Source organism: Qipengyuania sp. ABI-127-1 (assembly GCA_022953095.1).
GTDB lineage: Bacteria > Pseudomonadota > Alphaproteobacteria > Sphingomonadales > Sphingomonadaceae > Qipengyuania.
In genome coordinates this window covers 162267-185548 of sequence record JALJCR010000002.1, presented here as the reverse complement: position 1 = coordinate 185548, position 23282 = coordinate 162267, and the positions used below count along the sequence as shown (strand labels likewise).

18 protein-coding genes are annotated in these 23282 nt (G+C 63.1%); 8 read left to right on the top strand and 10 right to left on the bottom strand.

Translation table 11 applies throughout. From position 1 onward, the window contains the following. Positions 1-63: 63 nt before the first annotated feature. From MUY37_RS10310 to MUY37_RS10280, 7 genes are all read left to right on the top strand, one after another. On the top strand, positions 64-417 hold the full coding sequence (locus tag MUY37_RS10310) for a hypothetical protein (RefSeq protein WP_499195289.1): 354 nt from the start codon (positions 64-66) through the stop codon (positions 415-417). Beyond that, on the top strand, positions 407-1345 hold the full coding sequence (gene argC / locus MUY37_RS10305) for an N-acetyl-gamma-glutamyl-phosphate reductase (protein WP_499195288.1): 939 nt from the start codon (positions 407-409) through the stop codon (positions 1343-1345). The genes MUY37_RS10310 and argC overlap by 11 nt, the downstream gene beginning before the upstream one ends. A gap of 168 nt (positions 1346-1513) precedes the next feature. Beyond that, a complete protein-coding gene (locus tag MUY37_RS10300; RefSeq protein ID WP_115416173.1) occupies positions 1514-1852 on the top strand; it encodes a P-II family nitrogen regulator in 339 nt (112 codons plus the stop codon). Positions 1853-1907: 55 nt separating this feature from the next. Then, positions 1908-3317, top strand: coding sequence for a type I glutamate--ammonia ligase (gene glnA / locus MUY37_RS10295; RefSeq protein ID WP_499195287.1), 1410 nt, complete (start codon positions 1908-1910; stop codon positions 3315-3317). A gap of 231 nt (positions 3318-3548) precedes the next feature. Then, positions 3549-7007 (top strand): autotransporter domain-containing protein, encoded by a 3459-nt coding sequence (locus MUY37_RS10290; RefSeq protein ID WP_499195286.1) that lies wholly within the window; start codon positions 3549-3551, stop codon positions 7005-7007. A gap of 302 nt (positions 7008-7309) precedes the next feature. Beyond that, positions 7310-8308, top strand: a complete 999-nt coding sequence (locus MUY37_RS10285; protein ID WP_499195285.1) for a hypothetical protein — start codon at positions 7310-7312, stop codon at positions 8306-8308. A gap of 12 nt (positions 8309-8320) precedes the next feature. Further along, entirely contained in the window at positions 8321-8887 is a 567-nt protein-coding gene (locus tag MUY37_RS10280; RefSeq protein ID WP_499195284.1) for a fasciclin domain-containing protein, read from the top strand. Positions 8888-8894: 7 nt separating this feature from the next. Here the strand turns inward: MUY37_RS10280 and MUY37_RS10275 are convergent, their stop codons facing one another. The 4 genes from MUY37_RS10275 to MUY37_RS10260 all read right to left on the bottom strand — a co-directional run bounded on the left by MUY37_RS10275 (position 8895) and on the right by MUY37_RS10260 (position 17507). Further along, on the bottom strand, positions 8895-13106 hold the full coding sequence (locus tag MUY37_RS10275; RefSeq protein ID WP_499195283.1) for a translocation/assembly module TamB domain-containing protein: 4212 nt from the start codon (positions 13104-13106) through the stop codon (positions 8895-8897). Then, entirely contained in the window at positions 13106-15301 is a 2196-nt protein-coding gene (locus tag MUY37_RS10270) for an autotransporter assembly complex protein TamA (RefSeq protein WP_499195282.1), read from the bottom strand. The genes MUY37_RS10275 and MUY37_RS10270 overlap by 1 nt, the downstream gene beginning before the upstream one ends. Continuing rightward, positions 15246-16088, bottom strand: coding sequence for an arginyltransferase (locus MUY37_RS10265; RefSeq protein WP_499195281.1), 843 nt, complete (start codon positions 16086-16088; stop codon positions 15246-15248). Before MUY37_RS10265 ends, MUY37_RS10270 begins: the two co-directional genes overlap by 56 nt. Before the next feature lie 168 nt (positions 16089-16256). Further along, positions 16257-17507 (bottom strand): threonine ammonia-lyase, encoded by a 1251-nt coding sequence (locus MUY37_RS10260; RefSeq protein WP_499195280.1) that lies wholly within the window; start codon positions 17505-17507, stop codon positions 16257-16259. 106 nt (positions 17508-17613) lie between these two features. On the opposite strand from MUY37_RS10260, the gene MUY37_RS10255 reads away from it, so the two are divergent. Continuing rightward, positions 17614-19263 (top strand): amidohydrolase, encoded by a 1650-nt coding sequence (locus MUY37_RS10255; protein WP_499195279.1) that lies wholly within the window; start codon positions 17614-17616, stop codon positions 19261-19263. Here the strand turns inward: MUY37_RS10255 and tatC are convergent. From tatC to nagZ, 6 genes are all read right to left on the bottom strand, one after another. Then, a complete protein-coding gene (tatC, locus tag MUY37_RS10250; RefSeq protein ID WP_499195278.1) occupies positions 19248-20042 on the bottom strand; it encodes a twin-arginine translocase subunit TatC in 795 nt (264 codons plus the stop codon). The two genes, MUY37_RS10255 and tatC, sit on opposite strands and share 16 nt — an antisense overlap. 1 nt (position 20043) lies before the next feature. After that, positions 20044-20478: a Sec-independent protein translocase protein TatB gene (gene tatB, locus MUY37_RS10245; RefSeq protein WP_499195277.1), complete on the bottom strand. Its 435-nt coding sequence runs from the start codon at positions 20476-20478 to the stop codon at positions 20044-20046. A gap of 24 nt (positions 20479-20502) precedes the next feature. Continuing rightward, the gene (locus tag MUY37_RS10240; protein ID WP_499195276.1) at positions 20503-20733 is read right to left on the bottom strand and encodes a twin-arginine translocase TatA/TatE family subunit; all 231 of its coding nucleotides are present in this window, start codon (positions 20731-20733) and stop codon (positions 20503-20505) included. A gap of 61 nt (positions 20734-20794) precedes the next feature. Further along, positions 20795-21409 carry an SMC-Scp complex subunit ScpB gene (gene scpB, locus MUY37_RS10235; RefSeq protein WP_499195275.1) on the bottom strand — a complete coding sequence of 205 codons (615 nt, stop codon included), beginning with the start codon at positions 21407-21409 and terminating at the stop codon, positions 20795-20797. Continuing rightward, positions 21409-22218 (bottom strand): segregation and condensation protein A, encoded by an 810-nt coding sequence (locus tag MUY37_RS10230; RefSeq protein WP_499195274.1) that lies wholly within the window; start codon positions 22216-22218, stop codon positions 21409-21411. Before MUY37_RS10230 ends, scpB begins: the two co-directional genes overlap by 1 nt. Next, positions 22215-23237 carry a beta-N-acetylhexosaminidase gene (gene nagZ / locus MUY37_RS10225; RefSeq protein ID WP_499195273.1) on the bottom strand — a complete coding sequence of 341 codons (1023 nt, stop codon included), beginning with the start codon at positions 23235-23237 and terminating at the stop codon, positions 22215-22217. The genes MUY37_RS10230 and nagZ overlap by 4 nt, the downstream gene beginning before the upstream one ends. Between the last annotated feature and the right edge of the window lie 45 nt (positions 23238-23282).

The following is a 23282-nucleotide window of genomic DNA, read 5'->3' as shown; positions in this document are numbered from 1 at the left end:
TTGCCTGAACAGCGCAGCAAGGCTAAGCGCCCGCAACGTTCACAACCGGATTCTTCACACAGCGTGACTGTTCCAGCCAGCTATTCTCTTCCCGAAAAGACTGTCGGATTGAAAGGCCGGGTCGAAAGGCCCGCCCCGGGAACGCTGCCCTTGCGTGGGGATCTGGCACATATCGCCCTGGCCGAGAGCTTTCTCGCCGCCCACTATGTCATTCCGCATATGCGGCAAATCGGCCCACAGCCTGTCGCACTGAAGCTCGCCATGCGCGATGACGCCGATACCGGCGCCACGGTCGAGGCGGGCGCGGAAATCGAATTGCTGGATTGCGCTGGTGACTGGGCATGGATCGCCTGCGGCCCCAAAGGCCCGAGCGGGTATGTCCGGCTTGGCGCGCTGGCCCCTGCCAGTGACGCATAAGATCTTCATCGACGGGGCGGCGGGCACGACCGGCCTGGAAATCGCCGAACGGCTCGGGGGCCGCAGCGAATTTACGCTGCTCCGACTCGACGATGCGCAGCGCAAGGATACCGGCGCGCGGCGCGAAGCGTTGAACGAAGCCGATATCGCCATTCTGTGTCTGCCCGATAATGCCGCGCGCGAGGCCGTGGAATTGATCGATCCGGCAAATGGCACGCGGGTGATCGACGCATCGAGCGCCCACCGCACCGCCGAAGGCTGGTGCTACGGTTTCCCCGAACTGGTCGGGCGGGAGCGGGTCGCCGACGCCCGCCGGGTAAGCAATCCCGGATGTTATCCGACCGGTTTCCTGGCTCTCGTCGCGCCGCTGGTCCGCGAAGGTCTTCTTCCCGCCGACTGGCCCTATACCGTCAATGCCGTGAGCGGCTATTCGGGCGGCGGCAAAGCCCTGATCGAGCGTTTCGAAGCCGATGGAGCGCCCGCTTTTCGCGCCTATGGCTACGATCTGGCCCACAAGCACCTGCCCGAAATGAAGGCGCATGCCGGGCTTGACCATCCCGTCCTGTTCGCGCCCTCAGTCGTTTCGGCATTCCGCGGCATGATCGTGGAAGTGCCACTACACCTTGGCGCCATGGAAGGTGATCCGCATGCCGACAGCCTGCGCGATACGCTTGCCAGCTTCTACGAAGGCTCGCCGGTAGTGACGGTGCATGGCAAGGTTCCGGTCGGCGAACTCCTGCTCGAGAAAGACGCCGCACCCTCGGATGGCCTCGAACTGTTCGTGTTCGGCAATGCGGGCGGCTGGAACGCGCGCCTCGTCGCGCGGCTCGACAATCTTGGCAAGGGCGCCAGCGGGGCGGCGGTGCAAAATCTCAATTTGATGTGCGGTTTGCCGGAAACGGCGGGCCTGCGGCTGCCGAGTGCCTAAAAAACAGGCACCGCCTGTCCGCTCTTCGGGCACCATTGCCCATCCACTCCTATCCGATCCACGCAAATCCGCCCGTTGCGCGTTTGGCACGGTTCTTGGAACACGGGCGAGCGCGATGCGTAAGTCACGTGCGATACGGGTACCTAAACTCTCGGGGGACACCGCCAGGTGAAAAAGATCGAAGCGATCATCAAACCGTTCAAGCTCGACGAGGTGAAGGAGGCGCTGCACGAAATCGGCGTATCCGGCATCACCGTGACCGAGGCCAAGGGTTTCGGGCGCCAGAAGGGGCATACCGAGCTTTATCGCGGCGCCGAATATGTTGTCGATTTCCTGCCCAAGGTGAAACTGGAGGTCGTGGTCCCCGATGGCACTGCCGACCGGACGGTGGAAGCAATCGCCGCCGCCGCCCAGACCGGGCGTATTGGCGACGGCAAGATCTTTATTTCGCCGATCGAAGGTGCGTTGCGCATTCGCACGGGCGAAAAAGACGACGACGCAATCTGAGTTTTCGCGGGGATAACCCGCAACCGCAATTCCAGTTCAAACGGAGGCAATACCAATGGCAAGTGCAAGCGACGTCCTGAAACGGATCAAGGACGAAGGCATCGAGTGGGTCGATCTGCGCTTTACCGACCCCAAGGGTAAGTGGCAGCACCTGACCATGGTCGCGAGCGTACTCGGCGAAGACGAACTCGAGGACGGCCTGATGTTTGACGGTTCCTCCATCGCCGGCTGGAAGGTTATCAATGAAAGCGACATGATCCTGAAGCCGGATCTCGACCGCGTCTATGTCGATCCCTTCAGCGCCGAACCGATGCTGATCGTCTTCTGCGACATCGTCGAACCCTCCACCGGCGAATGGTATGCCCGCGACCCGCGCTCGACCGCGAAGCGCGCCGAAGCCTATCTCAAGTCGACGGGTGTCGGCGATACGGTCTATGTCGGTCCGGAAGCCGAATTTTTCATGTTCGACGATGTCCGCTTCGAAGACGGCTATGCCGGTTCGGGCTACGCGATCGACGATATCGAGCTGCCGACCAATTCGGGCAAGGAATACGAAAGCGGCAACCTCGCCCACCGTCCGCGCGCCAAGGGCGGCTATTTCCCGGTGGCGCCCGTGGACAGCGCGGTCGACATACGCGGCGAAATGGTGTCGACCATGATCGAAATGGGCCTGCCCTGCGACAAGCACCACCACGAAGTGGCGGCCGCGCAGCACGAACTGGGCGTGACCTTCGGCACGCTGGTCGAAACCGCCGACAACATGCAGATATACAAATATGTCGTGCACCAGGTCGCGCATATTTATGGCAAGACCGCGACTTTCATGCCGAAGCCGATCAAGGACGATAACGGCTCGGGCATGCACACTCATATGTCGATCTGGGACGGCGGCAAGCCCACCTTCGCCGGCAATCAGTATGGCGGCCTGAGCGAAAACTGCCTCTACTATATCGGCGGTGTCATCAAGCACGCCAAGGCGCTGAACGCCTTCACCAACCCGACGACCAACAGCTATAAACGCCTGGTTCCGGGCTTCGAGGCGCCCGTGCTGCTCGCCTATTCGGCGCGCAACCGTTCGGCTTCGTGCCGCATCCCTTACGGTGCGGGCGACAAGGCCAAGCGCGTCGAATTCCGCTTCCCCGACGCGATGGCCAACCCCTATCTCGCCTATGCCGCGTTGCTGATGGCGGGCCTCGACGGGATCACCAACAAGATCCACCCCGGCGAAGCGATGGACAAGAACCTCTACGACCTGCCCCCGGCAGAGCTCGCCGACGTTCCGACCGTCTGCGGCAGCTTGCGCGAAGCGCTCGAAAGCCTCGAGGCGGACCACGACTTCCTGCTCAAGGGTGACGTCTTCACCAAGGATCAGATCGATGCCTATTGCGAACTCAAATGGGAAGAGGTCCTGCGTGTCGAAACCACGCCCTGCCCGGCCGAGTTCGACATGTATTACAGCGCCTGATCCATCTCCGCCAATCCGGCAGATTAGATATCGAGAAGGCGGCCGGAGCGATCCGGCCGCCTTATTCTTTGGAAATCCATGAAAAAGTGCGTCCTCACTGCAACATAACCCCGTAAAAAGGGGTCCTTCCTCCACCTATAGCCCTTCCATTTTCGCCTATCCCGGGCCTAGACTATTCCCATGCGCGGTTCAGGGCCGCGCTTGCGAACCATTCCTGGAGGGGCTTTCGTAATGAAATCGAGTTTTAACCGTACGGGCGGTCGTCTGCTGGCGGGCGCCGCCACCATCGCTCTATCGACAGTCGCAATGAGCACGCCTGCTCACGCCATCGTGCCGAACGATAACTACACGCCAGACGAAGCCGTCGATGAAGAAGGCAACGTGAATGGCGTTGGCATTGTCATTACCAATGAGGTCGGACAGGGCAGCGTCGGCATTTGCACCGGTACGCTTATCAACCCGCGCACCGTCCTATTCGCAGCGCACTGCGTCAACGATCGTGCATCGAGCGACTATGATGGCGAGAATGTCCGTGCATCGGTGACGTTCACTGTCGATGCATTCCCGGGCATCGCGAATTGGTTCGGCACTGGCCAAACCAATACGGATCTGCTGGTCTACAATATCAATCAAATCCGCTACGATCCGCGATCGCTTCAAAACCCCCAGGCATTGGGCTTTATCGAAGCCGATATTGCTCTCGCTACGCTGGATACGCCGGTCGGAACGCAGTTCGACCCGACAACCGATTCGCTGACATCGACCATCCCTACTTGGGCTCTGCTTTTCTCCCCTTTGCCATCGCCCGATGAGATCGATCCGGTCAACGGCACCGGTTATCATGTGAATATCACCGGCTACGGCCGTACCGGGAGCGGCACGACGGGCGACAGCCAGGCAATCGACTTCCGCCGCCGCTCGGCTGAGAATATGCTGGGTGGCCTCTTCTCGCTTGACGACAGCGACGAAGCTTTGTTCGGATCAGACCCTGAGTCCGTGCCCCAGAACCTCTATCAGCTCGATTTCGATGACCCGGCTCGTACGGATGGCGATGATACGACTGCGCCTGATATCCGCGACTTCAATATATATCGCGACGATCCCTTGGAGCGTGAAGGAACGACCGCTGGCGGCGATTCGGGCGGTCCTCTCATCCTGGATGCTGCCAATAACGACCTGTCGACCGAGAACCTGCAGATCGGCGTTCTGTCCGGTGGCGCGAACTTTTTCGGCCGCTCCGCCTATGGGTCGACGGCGTTCTACCAGCCTCTGTTCCTCTACTGGGATTATATCGTAGCGACAAATCCCTACCGCTATGTCAGCGCGAAGGCAGGCGACGGCGCGTGGGAAGATGGAACTCACTGGCAGACCGATCTCGATCCGATCTATCGGGTTATCAACCAGGCCGGTGAAGTCGTAAACGGCTTGCCGACGTCACCCGGCGCCGGTCTGAATGGTACTGAGCCGGACTTCGGCGAAGTTTGTATACAGTCTCCGTTCTTCAACGATCCGGCGGGAATCGACACGACTGCCCCGACCGATCGCTGTGAGAATGTTGGGACGGGCGAAACAACCGTCGATGGCGAACCTGCGTCGACTGCCGCCGTTACCAACAATCGCGGTGAAGCTGTCCTTGGCGGAAGCGTGTCCAACAATCGCGGCGAGGCAGTCCTCACGGCGCACACGGATAGCGCCGATGCGGCGACGGTCGGCGATCCGCTGGAGCAGCCCCACGGCCCGAGCGGTGGCCCTCCGGAGTTTGCGGATGCAGGCAATCCGGACCCCACGCTCGATAACGGTCTGCCCGGTGCAACCGGATTCGTCCCTGACAATATCGATCCCGTCGTCAGCGACGTTGCGGCGGAACAGGTCAATGCACGTTACTTCGACGTGACGCTCAGCGCGGCAGGCACGACCACGCTATCGAGCGACGTGACAATCGATCGCCTCACCGTGGTGGGTGCTGCGGGTCTCGATATCCAGGCCGACGGTGATCTCACCTCGCTGATCGACATTATGCAGGGCGGCGGCACGATCAATGTCGACGGCGCTTTGCGCACGAGCGGCGATTATCTCATGATTGCCGGCATTCTTGGTGGCACGGGTACCGTTCAAACCCCGTTCTTTACCAATATCGTCGGAGGCATCGCCCCCGGAACGATGGGAACCATCGGCACCCTCGGCATCGATGGGAATGCGATCCTTTCGTCGGGCTCCACCCTGATGATCGACATCGGTCCCGACAATAGCTCGGACCTCCTGGCGATCACTGGAGGAGCATCGATCGGCGGCGCCGTCACCGTGGGCGCGGGTATCACGCAGCAGGTCAATGGCCTGGGTCAGGAATATACCATCCTGACTGCCGCTGGCGGTGTTACCGGAACCTTCGAGGAAGACGAGATATCGGCCATCCTGCGGCAGAATTTCACGTACACCGATACCGCAGTGCTGATGGAAATCATCGCCCTCAGCTACACCACGGCGATCGACCGGACCGATCCGGTTCAGCTCGGCTATGCCCGTCTGTTCGACCAGAACCGCGGCAATGCCGGCCTGGCCGAGCTTTACGGGCTCGACTTCGCCGATGCGGCGACAATCCGGGCGACCTTCAACGGCCTGGCTCCGGTTGCGGAATCGGCAGCGCTGCAGTTGACCGCCCAGTCGTACAACAACCTGCAGTCGTTCAATGCCTCGCGGCTGCGTGAATCGACGCTGGAGAGCTCGGGCGGTACCATCGCCACGCTTGGCAATCCGATCCAGACGGCGCAGATGCAGGTTTCGCGTGGCAGCCAGCCGGTCACGGCCGGTGCACTCGGCCTCGGCCAGGCAAGCGAGCCAACCAGGGTCCGTGATGGCGCCATCCGCGAGGACGTCGCCATCTACCTCGCCGGCGGCCTGCTCAACGGCGAGGGCGAATCGATGCCCGGCTACACCGCAGCGGATACCGACGTCGACGGCTACTTCTTCGGGGGCGGTATCGAGTATTTCCCGAACGAAAGCTCGATGGTCGGCCTGTCGCTGTACTATTCGGATCTCGACGCAGATGTCGTGCTCGACCAGGAAGCCGAATCCAAGATGCTGGCGGTCTCGCTCTACGGTAGCGCGAAGACCGTGGACGGCTTCGTCATCGACGGCCAGGTCAGCCTGACCGATCTCGATGTCGACACGCGGCGGACGGTGGCGTTCCTGGGTGGATCGCAGACGCTGACCAGCGAGAGCAGCGATGGCGGCCTCACCGCGGCACTCGGCCTGTCCTACGATTTCGAAAGCGCGGCCGGCACGATCTCGCCGGGGATCGAGCTGCGCTATGCGGATCAATCGTTCGATGTCGTTACGGAAACCGGTGGGCCGCTCGCCCTGCAGATCACCCGCGAGGACTTCGAAAGCCTCCAGGGCCGGATCGGTCTGGACTATCAGAAGGTCAGCAGCGGCTTCCAGCTCGATGCCAATTTCGACTTCGTGCACGAGTATAAGGACGGCCCGTACTGGTTCGCCGCGAACTTCGCGAACGGAACCGGTCCAGGTGCGATCTTCCCGATCGCCAGCCCCGACAAGAACTGGGCCGAAGCAGGGCTTTCGGCGCAGGTCCGCAGCGGAGCGGCAAGCTTCGGCCTCGGCGTCGACACGACGATCGGACGCAAGAACGCCAACGCGCAGACCTATCGCGCCACGGCTACTTTCAAGTTCTGATTTAACGACGCTTTTTGCTCGAAAGGAATGGGCCGTCCGGGAAACCGGGCGGCCCTTCTCTTGTTCGGCCGAACGATAGTTTCGCGCGGCTTCGTCGTAGTGATCGATGGCTCTCGCGTGTTCATGCGGCAAGGCGACGGGAGGCGATCCATCCGCGCCGTGATCGGTGAGTGATCGGTGCGTGATCGGTGAATGATCGGGCAGACATCTGGCCTCATCGCCCCAGAGCGCGACAATGAGCCAAGACGTCCGTTCGGAACCGGAACGCGTTCGCTCCCGTTACAGGCAAAAGGAGTTAACAAATGAGACTTTTGCTTGCTGGCGCGGCAGCCCTCGCGCTCGCCGCAGGTAGCGCCCATGCCGATCCCGGCAAGGGCAATGGAAATCCGAAGGCCGCAGAACAACGCGGCGCCTCCAAGGCGGATCGCGGCAAGGCCGACCGCTCCGACAAAAGGGCCGATGTCCACGATAATCGCGGGTGGGCCAATGCCTTGGACAGGCCGACAGGTCCCGGCGTTGCGAAAGATCGCACCCCGCGTGAGAACCGACGCGTCAAAGACGAAAACGTTCAACGGCGTGTCGGCACCGCGCTCGAAAAGCGGGTCGACCGCAACGCCCTTGCACGCGAGACGACCGGGCCACGGCTCCGCAACATCGAGCGCGTGCGTTTCGACCGTGATCGCGCATTTCTGACGCGGGATCGTAACCGCAGCGCTATCGCCGGATGCCCGCCGGGTCTGGCGAAGAAGGGTAATGGCTGCCAGCCCCCAGGGCAGACCAAGAAATCCACCTATCGAAACGATCGCTGGAATAGCTACGAATATCGGCCTGGCTTGTTCGGCCTGACCAATTACGCTTCCGGCTCCTATTTCTACCGCGATGGCTATCTCCTGCAACGCGGAGAAAGCGGCAGTATTTCCGGTTATATTCCGTTACTCGGCGGAGCGCTGTCGATCGGCAATGCGTGGCCTTCGACTTACGAAAGCTATGCCCTGCCAGACTATTATGTCGACTATTACGATCTCGGGCCGGTCTCGTCATACCGTTACGCGGACAATGTCATTTATCGGGTCGACCCGGAGGACGCCGCGATAACGTCTGTGGCGGCCTTGCTGACCGGCGATGAATTCACCATCGGGCGTCCGATGCCGTCGGGATACGATGTTTACAACGTGCCCTATTCCTACCGCGATCGGTATCGCGACACTCCGGAGGCCTGGTATCGGTATTCGGACGGTTACGTGTACCGGATCGACCCCGAAACACAGCTCGTGGCGGCGGCCATCGATCTTCTGGTTTGAGGGGAGCACGACATGATAAAGACATGCAAAACCGCCCTCACCGCATTCGCATTGGCATCGTTACCGCTGATCGCAGCGTGTGGTGAGCAAGACGAAACGCCTCCCGAAACCGCGACACGCGACGACGGCACGCTCACGCTCGCCGCCGGCCTCGGCGCGGACGAGCAATTGGATACGCTGCGCGGGGCCATCGAACAGTCCGAGCTGTCAGGCGTACTCGAGGGGGCGGCAAGCTATACGATGCTCGCTCCCCGCGACGCGGCGTTCGAAGCCTTGGGCGAAGAAGGCGCCGATCTCCTCCGGGAAGAACAGCGCCCGCTCCTCGTCGCCATTCTGCGCGATCATCTGCTGCCTGGTCATCTCACGCCGGAAGCGATTGGCGAGGCGATCGATCAGGCGGGAGGCCCCGTGACGATGACGACGCTCGGCCACACGACAGTCACGTTCGAGAGAGACGGAGATCGGTTGAGCGTCGCAGCGGGCGACACGTCGCGAGCGACAATCGTCGGCGCCGCCATCGCCGCGAACAACGGCGTCGTCATCCCCATAGATGCGGTTCTGCTTCCCCCAAAGGGCTGAATAGCGTTCAATAATCGCGGCTGATTTCGGCGACGACGCTTTCGCGTCCGACTGTTGAGACAGCCGCCAGCAATGACAACCAACTGGTGACGCGGAACTCCACCTCGGTCGCGCTGTAACCGCGTCCGTCGGTGATGATTTCCGCATAGAACCGGCGGCCGAAATTCTTGCCGAGAGCGACCCCCGTGCCGCGCCCGAGCGCCGGATCCGCACTGACGATCCGTAGACGGTCCAGGCCGATCGCACTGCGAAGCTGGTTGATGGGGTCCATGCCACCGCCACCGCGCAGACTTGCCACCGCCGCGCCGAGTTGCACCGCATCCGTGGCGGAGAGGCTGGTGACGGACCCGCCGAACAGCAAGCGAGCGAGCAGTTCCTCTTCGGGCAGGGCCGGGTTGGAGCTGAAGGCGATTTCCGGCTGCGTGGCGCTGCCCCTCACTGTCGCTTCCACGGTCAGCCCGTCGCGCTGCGTCTCCGCGCGGATATCCAGTCGGGGATCGACCGGCACATTCTCGTCGAATTCGATCTCGCCGCGGGTAAGTTCGAACCGTGTTCCCGCAAAGGTATAGTCGCCGCGGACCACTTCGGCTCTGCCGCCGATCCGGGGATCGTCGGTTGTCCCGCGCAAGATGACGTCCGCCGACCATTCGCTATCGAGCCCCATGCCGTCGACATCGATACGGCTGGCAGCCCGCGCATCGATAAGATAGCGCCACGGCCTGCCGGGGGCACCTCGCGGAGCCCGGCCCACCGGTACATTGACCTCGCGCGTGACGATTTGCGGCAGCCTCAGGTCGTCGGCGGCGGTGCCGAGCCGCCAACTCGCCCGGTCGATCCGAACACGGCCGGCGATGGTCCCCCCCAAACCGTTGGAAACTATTCTCAAGGGGCCGGTAACCGTGGCGCTCAATCCGCCGGTATCGATCAGTTGCGCGTTCTTCGCCGAAGCGCGCAGATCGATGATCGGGCCGCGAATTTCCAGCACGCGTCCTTCCACCGATTCACCCAGAGTGCGCAGGTCCACGATGCCGCTGCCGCTGACACTGCCGCCCGTGGCTGGGCTGCCGGCGAAGCGCGTCAGTTGAAGCCGCGAGCCGCGGAAGCTTCCGCGCATGGCTATGTCGCGAATATCGGTACCCGAGAGCGAGCTGCGCAATTGCAGATCCTCACCCGAGATCGAACCGCGCACCGTGGGATCTTCGAGGCTCCCTGAAGCGTCTGCAGCGATATTGATCGGTCCGGTAACATCGAAGGTGTCGAGGGCGGCAAGGCGCCACAGGCTTTCCGCCGCACCGCTATAGCGCAACTGGCCGAAAAGACGCCCGGCTCGCAACCGGTCGATGAGCATTCCCGTGGATGGTAAACCCGTTATCCGCGCCTGTACGCGGCCGCGGCGAATGTCGTCATTGCGCAGCAGCGCGCGCGCTTCGAGCTCGCTCTCGCTGAGGCGCGCCATGAGCGCCACATCGACCGGCCGCGATGTGAGGACGAGGCCGGACCGGGTGAGCCCGTCGATCCGGACCTTGGCATCCCCCACCGGCAGCCCGTCGGCCCCGGTCCGATAAGCCACAGTGCCGGAGATTGTGCCGCCCAATCCGGTATCGGCCCGCACGATATCGATGAGGGAGAGCGGCATGCGCGCGAGCTTGAAATCGAAATCGAGGTCGCCACCGCCAAAGAGACCCGATGCGATCAGACCGCCGTCGCCATAGGATAGCTGAGTGGGCGAAAGCCGCCATCCGCCTCCCTCCATACTGGTCAGGACGGCTCGGCGCGGCATGGAGATGCGCCTACCCCCGAACTCGCCCTGTGCCGCCAGCGCGATTTGCTCGGGACGGATGCGAGCATTGAGGTCGAGCACGAAGCGTCCGCTACGCCTGCCCGCCAGCGAAGCATCGACGCGTCCGATCCCGTTTTCGATCTCGCCCTGTGCCGCAAGCCGCGAGATGAACAGCGTACCATAGGACAGTCCGGCAGCAGTGCCCGAACCCGAAAAGGTCGTATCGCCCTCGCGGATGAGACCCGCAGCTTCGAGATTCCCCCGTGCTATGCGCAGGGGCGTGTCGCCGCCGAAACGGGCATTGCGCGCCTGTAGCGCGATGTTGAGCCCCTGTCCGCCATTGCGCGGCGCGAGTGCAACGGTCCCGTCGAGCCCGCCGCCGCCGAAAGCCAAGGTGCCATCCACACCGCCATCGACCAGCGTGACTGCGCCGGTAACGGCAGTATCGGATACGCGCATGCGTTCGATCGCAATGCGCGTTGGGCCATCTTCCGGTGCGATCAGCCCCAGTTCGCCGACAAACGGGCCAAGCACGGAACTGCCCTCGGTTTCGATGGCAAATCCCTGATCGCTGGGCGCTATCGCCACACGGACATCTTCCAGTCCGGTTGCCGGGCGTGCGAACACAAGGGCAGCACTGGGACCGGCGTCAGCGACGCTGGCCTCGATGGTAAAGTCTCCGAAATCGACATGCGTGCCTGCCCCGGCAACGCGGGTCGTACCCCGAGCGACACTCCCGTCGAGAGCAAGCCGCACCTTGCTCGCATCCACGCGCAATCGATTGAAATCGAGCGGCTCCGAACCGCCTACCGCAATCCCGCCCCGGACGCGTATCGGCGTGCCGACGAGATTGGCGAGAGTGGCATTGGTGACGGGCGCGATCCGCGCATCGACATCCGCCGTGAGGCGCCAGGGCGATCCCGGTGCCAGGGCAAGATCGATCATGGCCGTGCCGCCTGCGGTGCCTACATCATCAAGCGTGAGCCCGCGTGCCTGCACCGGTCCACGCACCTGATAGAGCCCGCTAGACAGATCGCCACGCAAGGCCAGATTGGCCGAAGTCCCCCGAAAGGCGATTTGCAGGTCATCGGACAGCAGCGTCGACCCAGTCAGCACCAGCGTGCCCCGCCCCCTGCCATCGACCAGCCGTGGATCGACCAGAGTATTGCCGCTCGTCACCCTTGCCAGCGACAGGTCGAGCGGGAGCGTCCAGCGCGTGCCGTCATAGCGGGCGGTTCCCTGCTGCCGCAGGTCGGCGAGCAGCGTACCACCAAGGTCCAGCTCCTCCACGCGGAGATCGTGGACAATCGCAAGATCGCGGAAAGGCCCGTCGAGCGTGGCGGTCAGGCGGGTACCGCGTAAAGCAAGACCGTCGCCCAGCAGATCGGGATCGCGCACGAATGCCTCGATCTGGAGCTCTTCGGCGCGGTTCTCGCCCAAATCGACGAGACCGGCTGCATCGATACCGATACCACGCCCGATCATCCTGGCCCGGCCATCGAACATGCGACTATCGATCGCCAGTTCGGCCTTGAGGGCTACATCGTCCCCCATGGCCTTGGCCGGGGTTCCGGACAGGAAACCGGAGGGATTGAATTTGCCGAGCAGCCCGAAGACGCCTGCCCGGTTGGTGATGCGCATGGCGGCAACGCGCTCGCCCTCACTACGAACAAGCAGTCCGCCGGACCACTGTGACCATGTACCGTCGCCGCGAATGGAGGCGGTGTGCGGTGTATCGACCCCGGCCAGAGCGGCCAGCGGCCCGTCCCCCGCCGCAACCACATCGAGCGACAGGTCGAAATCATCGCCATCGGGTTCCGCATCGACCAGCAAGGCGACCCGGTCGCGCCGTCCGAGCCGCCCGTCGACATCGACCATCAGCCGGCGGTCGGTAACCTGCGCACTGCCCGCAAGATCGACGCGCTGCGCATTCTCGCCGGCTATCCCCGGAGCCAGGAAGAGCTGGTCGATCTCCAGTTCTTCGATGGCGATGTCGAAGCCGGGCAGGATCGGCCCTTCGTCTTCACTTGGGAGAAACTCCGGAATACGCGCCATGACCGCGCGCCGCGCGGCGAATGTGTCGATTTCAAGCCGGTTCGAAAGCCATGCCCCCGGGTTCCAGTCGATCTCCGCCCGTGGAATGGTCAGGAACACGCCCTCGGGATCGGACAGGCGAACATCGTGCAATATGGCTGCGCCGTACAAATTGCCTTCGATCCGGCCGATCTGTATGTTCAGGCCGTTGGGGAACGTCCGCTCGGCAATGCGACTGGCCAGGAAACGTTCACCCAGCGGCGTGTTGAGCAGCACAAGCGCTCCGGCAAGGAGCAGGACCAGTGCCGCCACCGCACCCAGCAACCATTTGCCTGGCCGTCCGGACCGGCTGCGGCGCGCGGGTGCCGGATCCTCTGCCGCCGGATCGCGTATATCCTCGGTCATCAGAAGGCCTGCCCCAGGGAGATATAGACCCCGACAGCAGAATCCTCCGGCTCGGGGTTGAGCGGGATACCAACGTCGAACCGGATCGGTCCAAAGCCGGTTGTATAGCGTAGGCCGAGACCCGCACCCATCTTGATTTCGCCGAAATCGGGCGTCGTCGAGGTCGATACACTGCCGAGATCGAAGAACGGCACGACGGAAACCGCACCGTCCAGAAACCCGGTCCCTATTCTGGCCTCGATCGAGGCTTCTACGAGACTGCGCCCGCCAATCGGTTCCATGAACTCGTTCTTGGGGCCGATCGCCTGATAGCCATAGCCGCGGACCGAGCCGCCGCCGCCGGCATAAAGCCTGCGCGACGGCGCAACCCCGATCAGATCGGCCCCCTGAATGCTGGCGAAAGCGGCCCGTGCGGCAAGTATCGTCCGGTCCCCGATCGACTGGTAATAGGACGCATCGACCCGGTTGCGGAGGTAGTAATATTGTTGCCCCTGCGTGCGCGAGGTTTCCGGAGCGAGGAAGCCGGTCACGCGATAGCCGCGCGTGGGATCGAGCAGGGAATCGCTTGTATCCAGCGTGGCGCGGCCGAACAGCGCCCCGACGAAATAGGTCTGGCGCGGTCGCGCAATCCCATCGACGATCCGGTTGCGTTCATCGGTGGCGAGCACTTCCGCTCCGATGCCCCAGGCCAGCGGTTTCTGGAACAGCAGCGTCGATGTGCGTTCATACGTCCCCGTCAGCGCTACCGTGCGCGCGTCATAGGCCACCGTATCGATGCTGGAAGCGTAGGCATCGACAGTGAGAACCTTGTCGCGCCCGCCGAAATTGTTCTTGCGGAAGGTGATTCCGGCAAGCTGTTCACGCGTGCCCAGGATGCTGCGCAGCCGCAGCGCGCCTTCGGGCGGAAACAGGTTGCGATGCTCCCAGCTCGCCTGGATGCGAACCCCCTCTTCCGAGCCATACCCGATTGCGCCCGAGATGGTGCGCAGCTTCGCCCGCTCCATCGTAACATCCATCGCCACCACGCCGGGCTCGTCGCCCTGCGGTGGCTCTACCTCGCGCACTTCGACCCCGACGGTGGACACCAGGCCGGTGGCGGTCACTGCACGGCGAAGATCGAATTCCAGGCTGCGTTGATAGACGTCGCCGGGATCGAACCGGGCGATGCTCGCCAGATGGCGGCTCGAAAGAAACGCCTCGTCGCTGCTGACCACTTCGCCGAAAACATATTTGCCGTTCGGTCGTACCGGCATGGTCAGGTCGCCCTCGACCCGCTCGTGATCGATCAGCAGTTCGGGCTCGTCGATCTCGGCAAAGGCGTACCCGCTTTCACCCAATGCCCGATCGAGGTCGAAGCGCTCGGCGATGATGGTGTCCGATTGCAAAAAGTCCCCGGTATCGATGCCGAAGGATCTGCGCAGCGAAACGGCGTCGGATGCCGTGCCGAGCTCGCCCAGATCGACCAAGCCGACCTTGTAGCGAGGCCCCGGCACGATATCGAACCGCACACGGGGTCTCTGCACCGCCGCATCTTCACCCGCATCGCGTGTGCCGATCGTGCGCATGATCTCGCCATCGTAATAGCCGTAGACGCGCAGCAAATTGCCGAGCAGTTCCTCGTCCTCGCGCGCCCTGGCGGCGAGCTGGGCAACGTTTTCGTCGCCACCGCCGAGCTCCTCGATAGTCGAAAGCGCCTCGAAGCGATCGACGAAATCACCCCTCTGGCTGAAGGGCGGCTCCTTCTGCGGAAAGCCGAGGACCAGTGTCGAGGACAGTTCTTCGAGCTCGGCCTCCTCGACCGCGATCTGCGGCGCATCTTCGAGCAATTGCGCGAACTCGATATCCTGCTCAGGCTCGAGCGGTTGAAGAGGGTCGAGCCCGATATCCTCAGGCCAGGCCACCGACATGCCGGGAAGCTCGGCGATCGGCGCCTCCAAGTCCGGGCCGACAGCTACCTCCGTATCGGAAACGCCCGCATCGTCGGTCCCCCGCTGAGCCCAGTCGTCGGAATTCTCGACTGCTTCGTCGGGTATCAGATCCTCGAGCGATGGCGGCGCAACACCGTCCTGCGCAGCGAGCGGCGACGCAGTCGAAAGCGCGATGGCGGCAGCGCAGGCACCGAAGGCCAGCCCTATTCGGTCACTCGGCGATCTTGTATTCTGCGGCGAGACCATCTTTTGCCGGAAGAGCGTCATCCCGCCGCTTGGTGCGGGGAGCCGTAGCCCTAGCGATGAGCCGCTTCTGCTCATGCTCGGGCATGCGTTCCCATCCACTGCGGCCGAGCCGTTCGAGCGGGCGGTAGCGGATTTTGTACTGCATCCGCTCCGCCCCTTCGACCCAATAGCCGAGATAGACGTACGGCAATCCGTTTTCGGCGGCACGGCGGATGTGGTCGAGGATGATGTAGTTTCCAAGCCCGGCGCGATCCTTATGATCAGGGTCGTAGAAGCTGTAGATCATCGACAGCCCATCGCCCTGGTAGTCGGTGAGACAGGCTCCGACCAGTCGGCCTGGTTCGGCGCCAATCCCCGGCTCCCGATATTCAATGACATAGCTGGATACGCTGGTGTGTTCCACCATATCCGCAAAGTCCGTTTCTTCCATCTGCGTCATTCCGCCACCCGGATGGCGCGCAGCGAGATATTTCCGCAACAGGTCGAACTGTTCCGAGGTTGCCCAGGGACGGCATTCGGTGGCGATCAGATCGTCATGGGCCTTCAGCGCGCGTTTCTGGCTGGAAGATGGCCTAAATTCATCGGCCACTACGCGAACCGATACACAGGCCTGACAATCGAGACAGGACGGCCGGTAGGCAACCGTCTGGCTGCGGCGGAAGCCGATCCGGCCCAGGGCTTCGTTCAGTTCGTCGGCATTGTCGCCGCGCAATTCGGTGAAGACCTTTCGCTCGCTCTTGCCTGGCAGATACGGACACGGTGCGGGGCTGGTTACGAAAAACCGGGGGAAGCGGATCGGGGCGGTCACTTGGCGCTGCGTCCTCTCGAAGGCTAAGAAATCCTTACCTGTTGGACGTATCAATGCCAGAGCCGGTCCCGCGTTAAAACCCTCTTAACCATGAAAAACGGGCCTTGCCCGCCGACAAGGTCGAAAAGCGCGCCGAACCCGAGGATTTCCGGCGATGGCCGGGGCCGCTCAGGCCAGCTCTGCCAGCTCCACACTGTAGCCCTTTTCGCGAAGCGCACCCACCAGCCGGTCGATCTGTTCCCCGTCGCGGGCTTCGCATTCAATCTCCGCCGTCAGCCCTTTCGCCGGCAGAGTGGTGAAAATGCGCTGGTGGTAGATCTCGATGATATTGACATTGTGCGCGTTGAATTCGCGCATCACCTTGAACAAGGCCCCCGGGCGATCCTGCAACACGATCTGCAAGCGCGCCAAGCGCCCAGAACGGGCCAGATCGCGCAGCAGGACGTTGGCGAGCAGGCGCGTGTCGATATTGCCGCCACACAGGACGAGCCCGACGGTCTTGCCCGCGAATTTTTCCGGATTGGACAGCACGGCCGCGAGCCCCGCCGCCCCTGCGCCCTCGACCACGGTCTTCTCGATCTGAAGCAGCAGCGACACCGAATGCTCAAGCTTCGGTTCCTTCACCAACAGCACCTCGTCGACCAGTTCGGCGATGATCTGACGGGTGAATTGGCCCGGCGCCTTGACGGCGATCCCTTCTGCCAGCGTATCACCGCCGCAGGGGAGATCGTCTCCCGTCACGGCGGAATACATCGACGGGTAGAGTTCGGCCTGCACCCCGACCATTTCGATTTCGGGCTTCACCGCCTTGGCGACCGTTGCCATGCCGCTCATCAACCCCCCGCCGCCGATCGGCACGACGAGACAATCGAAATCATCCTTGTCCGCGAGCATTTCGAGCGCGACCGTGCCCTGCCCCGCCGCCACCAGCGGATCGTCGAAAGGATGGATGAAGGTGAGCCCGCGCTCTTTCTCCAGCTCGCGCGCGTGAGCATAGGCTTCGTCGAAAGTCTCGCCATGCAGAACCACATTGCCACCGACGCTTTCGGTCTGCATCACTTTCACGCTGGGCGTGGTCTGCGGCATGACAATCGTGACCGGCACGCCAAGGCGGCGACCGTGATAGCTCAGCCCCTGGCTGTGATTGCCGGCCGAGGCCGCGATCACGCCGCGCGCCTTCTGTTCATCGTCGAGATGCAGCAGCGCATTCAATGCGCCGCGCTCCTTATAGGCGGCGGTGAACTGGTGGTTTTCGAATTTGAGCCAGATGTCGGCTCCGCAAATCTCCGACAGTGTTTGCGAGTGAAGCATGGGCGTGCGAACCACCGCGCCTTCGATCCGGGCCGCAGCGGCGCGGACATCGTCGAGAGTCAAAAGCTCGGTCGCCTTGGAGGCGCGCACGGGAGATGCTTCGGTCATGGATCGCCCCTACGGCTCGCTCCGCTCCGACGCAATCGCCGAAAGGGTTTGCCTCGCGCAAGCTATGCCTTATCGCGGGCGCTCTAATCCGGAGGGGCCGCCTCAGATGAAGTTCAAATATCTCGCCAGTGCCATGGCGCTGGCAATCGCCGCGCCGACACAGGCTGACGTGCTGATCGACAATGTCGAAGGGATCACCATCGGTGAGGATGGCGAAATCCAGCGCTTTACCGCGCTGGTGATCGACGATGACGGCAAGGTCGCGCAGATCCTCGAATCGGGCGAGAAAAAGCCGCAGACCGATTATCGCGAAAATGGCCAGGGCGCGGTGATGATCCCCGGCCTGATCGATGCCCACGCGCATGTGATGGGCATTGGAATTGGCGCATTGACGCTCGACCTGTCGGATACCAATTCGCTTGCCGAAGCGCTGGACAAAATCCGCCGGTTCGCTGCGGAAAACGAAGCCCGCCCCTGGATCCTCGGACGCGGCTGGAACCAGGAAAAATGGGGACTGGGCCGCTTCCCCACCGCTGCCGAACTCGACAGCGTGGTCGCCGACCGCCCGGTCTATCTGGCACGCGTCGACGGGCATGCCGGCTGGGCCAATACGCTCGCCATGCAAGCGGCAGGAATTACGGCGGCGAGCGAAAGCCCTGCCGGTGGCCGGATCGAGCGCATGCCCGGTTCGCGGCAGCCTTCGGGCGTCTTCGTCGATGCCGCGGAGGAGTTGATGCGCGCGGCGATCCCGGCCCCGCGGCCGAAGGAACGCGACCTGGCCTTTGCCGAAGCGCAGCAGGTTTTGCACCGCCATGGCATAACGGCCGTCGCCGATATGGGCACCACGATCGAGGACTGGCAGGCCTTCCGCCGGGCGGGCGACAGGGGCGCGCTGACGCTGAGAATCATGGCCTACGCGGCAGGGCCTGAACAGATGGAACTGATCGCAGGCGCAGCCCCCTCGCCCTGGCTGTATGACGACAAGCTGCGGATGAATGGGGTCAAGCTCTATCTCGACGGTGCCCTTGGCAGCCGCGGTGCCTGGCTCAAACGCCCCTATGCAGACGATCCGGGCAATACCGGTCTGCCGATCACCGGCCCCGCCAAGCTGCGCAATATCCTCGTGCGCGCCGCCCAGAGCAATTTCCAGCCCGCGATCCACGCAATCGGCACGGCGGCGAACGCGGACGCGCTCAACGCCATTGCGGAAATTGCCGAGAGTTTTCCCGGCGACCGCCGTTGGCGGATCGAGCATGTCCAGATCGTCGACCCGGTCGACCTGCCCAAGCTCGGCCGCAACGGCATCATTGCCTCGATGCAGCCCGTCCACCAGACCAGCGACAGGCTGATGGCGGAAGCGCGGCTCGGTCCGGACAGGCTCGATGGCGCCTATGCCTGGAACACCATCCTGCAATTGGGTGGAAGGCTGGCCTTCGGGTCGGATGCACCGGTGGAATCGCCCGATCCCTTCGCTGGCCTCGCCGCCGCAACCACGCGCATGGACGCCAATGGCGAGCCTTTCGGCGGCTGGCGCCCGCAGGATCGGGTCAATCGCGAGCAGGCGCTGGCCGGCTTCACCAGCGAAGCAGCCTTTGCCGGTTTTGCGGAAGGGCGTTTCGGCAGGCTGTTGCCCGGCGAACGGGCCGACTTCGTCCTGATCGACCGCGATCCACTGCTGGCGACGCCAAGCGAATTGCGCGCGACTAAGGTCCTTGAGACCTGGATCGGCGGACGCAAGGTCTACGAGGCGGACTGAGGTTCCTCGGGCTTTTCCGCTTCCGCCTTGCGCCGCTTCTCGGTCAGCCGCATCAGCACGAGCGAGCCTTCGAACAGCAGCAGCAGCGGCACCGCCAGCAAAAGCTGCGAGCCCGGATCGGGCGGCGTGATGATCGCGGAGAGCGCAACGACGGCAACGATGACATAGCGACGCGCGGAAACAAGCTGGTCGCGCGTCACGATGCCCGCCCGGTGCAGGAGAAGCAGGAGCACGGGCAGCAGGAAGCTCATCCCGAAAGCGAGAATGAACTGCATCACCAGGCCGAGATATTCATTCGCGGTCGGCAGCGCCTGGATTTCGAGCCCGCCTGCCGTGCCTTCGAAGCCGAGAAACCAGCGGAACGCCGTTGGCATCACCACGTAATAGGCCAAGGCCGCGCCCATGGTGAACAGGATCGGCGTCGCCAGCAGAAAAGGCAGGAAGGCCTTCTTTTCCTTCGCATAGAGGCCCGGGGCGACGAAGGCCCAGAGCTGGTTGGCGATGATCGGGAAGCTGAGACAGAACCCCGCGAACAGCGCGACCTTCAGCTCGACGAAGAACACTTCGTACAGCTTGGTGAAGATCAGTTGACCCTCACCTTCCGCGAAGGAGTTCTTCAGCGGTTGAATGAGAAAGCCGAGGATCGGGTCGGCGAAATAGAGGCTGATACCGAAAGCGATTGCCAGGGCGAGCACGCAGCGCACCAGCCGCGCGCGCAATTCGATCAAATGGTCGAGCAGCGGTGCTTGGCTATCGTCGATATCCTTGATCACGGCCATGTCAGGCGTCCTTGCCGGCAGGAGGCGGGTCGAGCGGCAATGGCGGTTCGTCCGAATGCTCGGGCGCTTTCACCGGCGCCGCACGCTCGATCGCAGCTTCGGCCGCCGCGTCCGCATCGGGAACCTCGTCAGCCGAAGAAAGCGGCTCCATTTCGTTGGGCAACAGGTTCTCGGGCGCCCCGGCCTCGGGCGTCGAGCCATCGGGATACTTGGCCATGATCTCCTTGTTCCGCGCGGCCCACTTTTCTTCCATTTCCTCGATTTCGGCCTGGCGGACGACTTCGTCCAGCCCGGCGCGGAAATGGTTCGACATGCGGCGCAGCTTGCCGATCCAGCGCCCTGCATGACGCAGCGCCTTGGGCATGTCCTTCGGGCCGATCACGAGGATCGCCACGATGACGATCACCAGCAGCTCGCTGGCGCCGATATCGAACATGGCCTGCCTCGCTTTCTAGCGAACTTACTTGGTGTCGGTGGTTTGCTGCTTGACCTGGTCCGGCGTCAGCCCCTCATCGGCGGGCTTCGCTTCATGGCCGATCTGCTTTGCAGGTGTCTCGTCTTCATTCATGCCTTGCTTGAAGCTTTTGATGCCTTTGCCGAAATCCCCCATCATTTCGGAGATGCGACCCCGACCGAAGAGGACGAGGACGACGACGGCGATGATGGCGATCTGCCAGACACTGAGACCCATGGGACCTTCTCTTTCGAATTGCTTGCAGACGAATATAGGCGCTGCAGCGGCCTAGCGCCAGTCAGGCTTCACCCGAGGCCTCTTTATCATCCTCGTTTGTGTCCGAATCACCGGCTGCGGGGCCTGAGATCAGCTCTTCATAGGCATCCTCTACAGGATCGAGCAGGCCGGTCGCCCGCAATTCGGCTATTCCGGGCAGGTCGCGGCGACTCGACAGGCCGAAATGATCGAGAAACTCGGGCGTTGTCGCATAGATCGTCGGGCGCCCAGGCACTTCGCGCCGTCCGGCGATCTTCACCCAGCCTGCCTCCATCAGCACGTCGAGCGTGCCACCGGATGTCTGCACGCCGCGAATCGATTCGATCTCGGCGCGGCTGACCGGCTCGTGATAGGCGATGATCGCCAGCACTTCGGTCGCCGCGCGGCTCAGACGGCGGAGCTGCTCTTTCTCGCGGCGCAGAAGGTGAGCGAGATCGGGTGCGGTCTCGAAATGCCAGCGCTTACCGCGCTCGACGAGGTGGATGCCGCGTTTTTCGTAGTCTTCGGCGACGCGGCGCAACGCCGCGCGGACATCGCCCACCGCTGCATCGCCGAGAAAACCCGCCAGTGCCTCCGCCGTCAGCGGTTCTTCCGCAGCGAACAGTGCGGCTTCGACGGCGCGAGCGAGGTCGTCCATCAGCCGGGCATCCGACGCAGGTTAAGCGGACCGAAGGCATCATCTTGCCGCAGTTCGGCCTTGCCCAGACGCGCCAGTTCGAGCGCGGCAACGAAGCTGGACGCCAACGCCGAGCGCTTGAGCCTGGGTTCGGCATGTGGCGGAAGAAAATCGCGCAGTTCCATCCAGTCCAGCGTCACGCCAAGCATGTTGGATACCCGGTCGAGAGCGGATTCGAGCGTCATGACAGGCCGTTCGCGGACCATGTGGATGGCCGGCGCGGTGCGGGCCTTCACCCTTCCATAGGCCTCGATCAGCGCGAATTGGTCGCACCGCCATTTGGTTTTGCGGGCGATCTCGAGCCCTTCGGGATTGCCCCGCAGGAACACGTCGCGCCCGATCCGATCCCCGCCCATCAACCGCGCTGCCGCATCGCGCATTGCGCCAAGGCGCTGGAGGCGCAGTTGCAGCTTGAGCGCAAGCTCTTCCGGACTGGGGTCTTCCTGCTCTTCCTTGGGCAGGAGCATGGCCGATTTGAGATAGGCAAGCCATGCCGCCATCACGAGGTAATCGGCAGCCAGTTCGAGCTTCAGCGCCTCGGCGCGGTCGATATAGCCCAGATACTGGTCGACCAGCGCCAGGATCGAGATCGACCGCAAATCCACCTTTTGCCGCCGCGCGAGGTCGAGCAATAAGTCGAGCGGGCCTTCCCACCCGTCGAGTTCGAGATACAAGGCGTTCTCGTCGCCCGGCCCGTCCCGCGCGATGCCATCCCATTCCTCCTGTGTGCCCGGATCGGGATCGGCGAACAGGAGACCGTCGCTGGTCATGCGGCGCGGTCCTCGGCGATTGCCAGCAAGGCATCGCGCTTCGCGAGCAGCGCTTCGGTATCGGTGCCGTCTTGCGCGTCGCACATGGCCGCATGCACGCGTTCGAGCCGCTCGCGGGTCTTCGCATTCATGCTTGCGCAGCGTTCGGCAATGGCGATCTGATCGTCCATTTTCGCCCAGCAATTCAGCACGATGTCGCAACCCGCCGCCAGCGCGCGGATCGAACGCTCGGCGATAGTGCCGTCCAGCGCCTCCATGTCGATATCATCAGACAGCAGCAGACCGTCGAAACCGATCTTCCCGCGGATGATCTGGCTGATAACGGTTTTCGAGAGCGTGGCCGGGTTTTCCGCGTCCCATGCCTCGAACACGATATGCGCGCTCATCCCCAATGGATGAGCGGCCAGCGTGCGGAACGGCTCTATGTCGATCGCGAGTTCCACATCGCTGGCGGTGACATGCGGCAGCTCCTTGTGCGAATCGCAGGTCGCACGGCCATGCCCCGGCATATGTTTGAGGCACCCCACGATGCCTGCACGGCCCATCCCGTCGAGCACTGCGCGCCCCAGCGCCGCGACCTGCATCGGTTCGCTGCCAAGTGCCCTGTCGCCGATCACATCGTCGGTTTCCGGGCGACGGACATCGAAGGGCGCATGAAAATCGACCGTGATGCCCATTTCGGCAAGCTCGCGCCCCATGGCCTCGGCATTGACCCGCGCCGCCTCGATCGCCGATGCCGGAGCGATCTCCCACAGCCTTGCGAAAGCTTCGCCGGCGGGGTAGCGCTGCCACTCGGGCGGCTTCATGCGAGCCACCCGGCCACCTTCCTGGTCGATCGAAATGATGAGTCGGTCGCGGCCATGGATCGCGCGCAGATCGTCGGTCAGCCTGCGCAACTGATCGCGGTTATCGCAATTGCGCGCAAACAGGATGTACCCCGCCGGATCGGCCTCCTTGAAGAAGGCGTGCTCCTCGGCTGTCAGGTCGAGGCCGGAAATGCCGAAAATGGCGGGTGTCATGCGCGGTACGGTGAAGCCAACACCCCAGCCGCGCAAGCGCGCGCT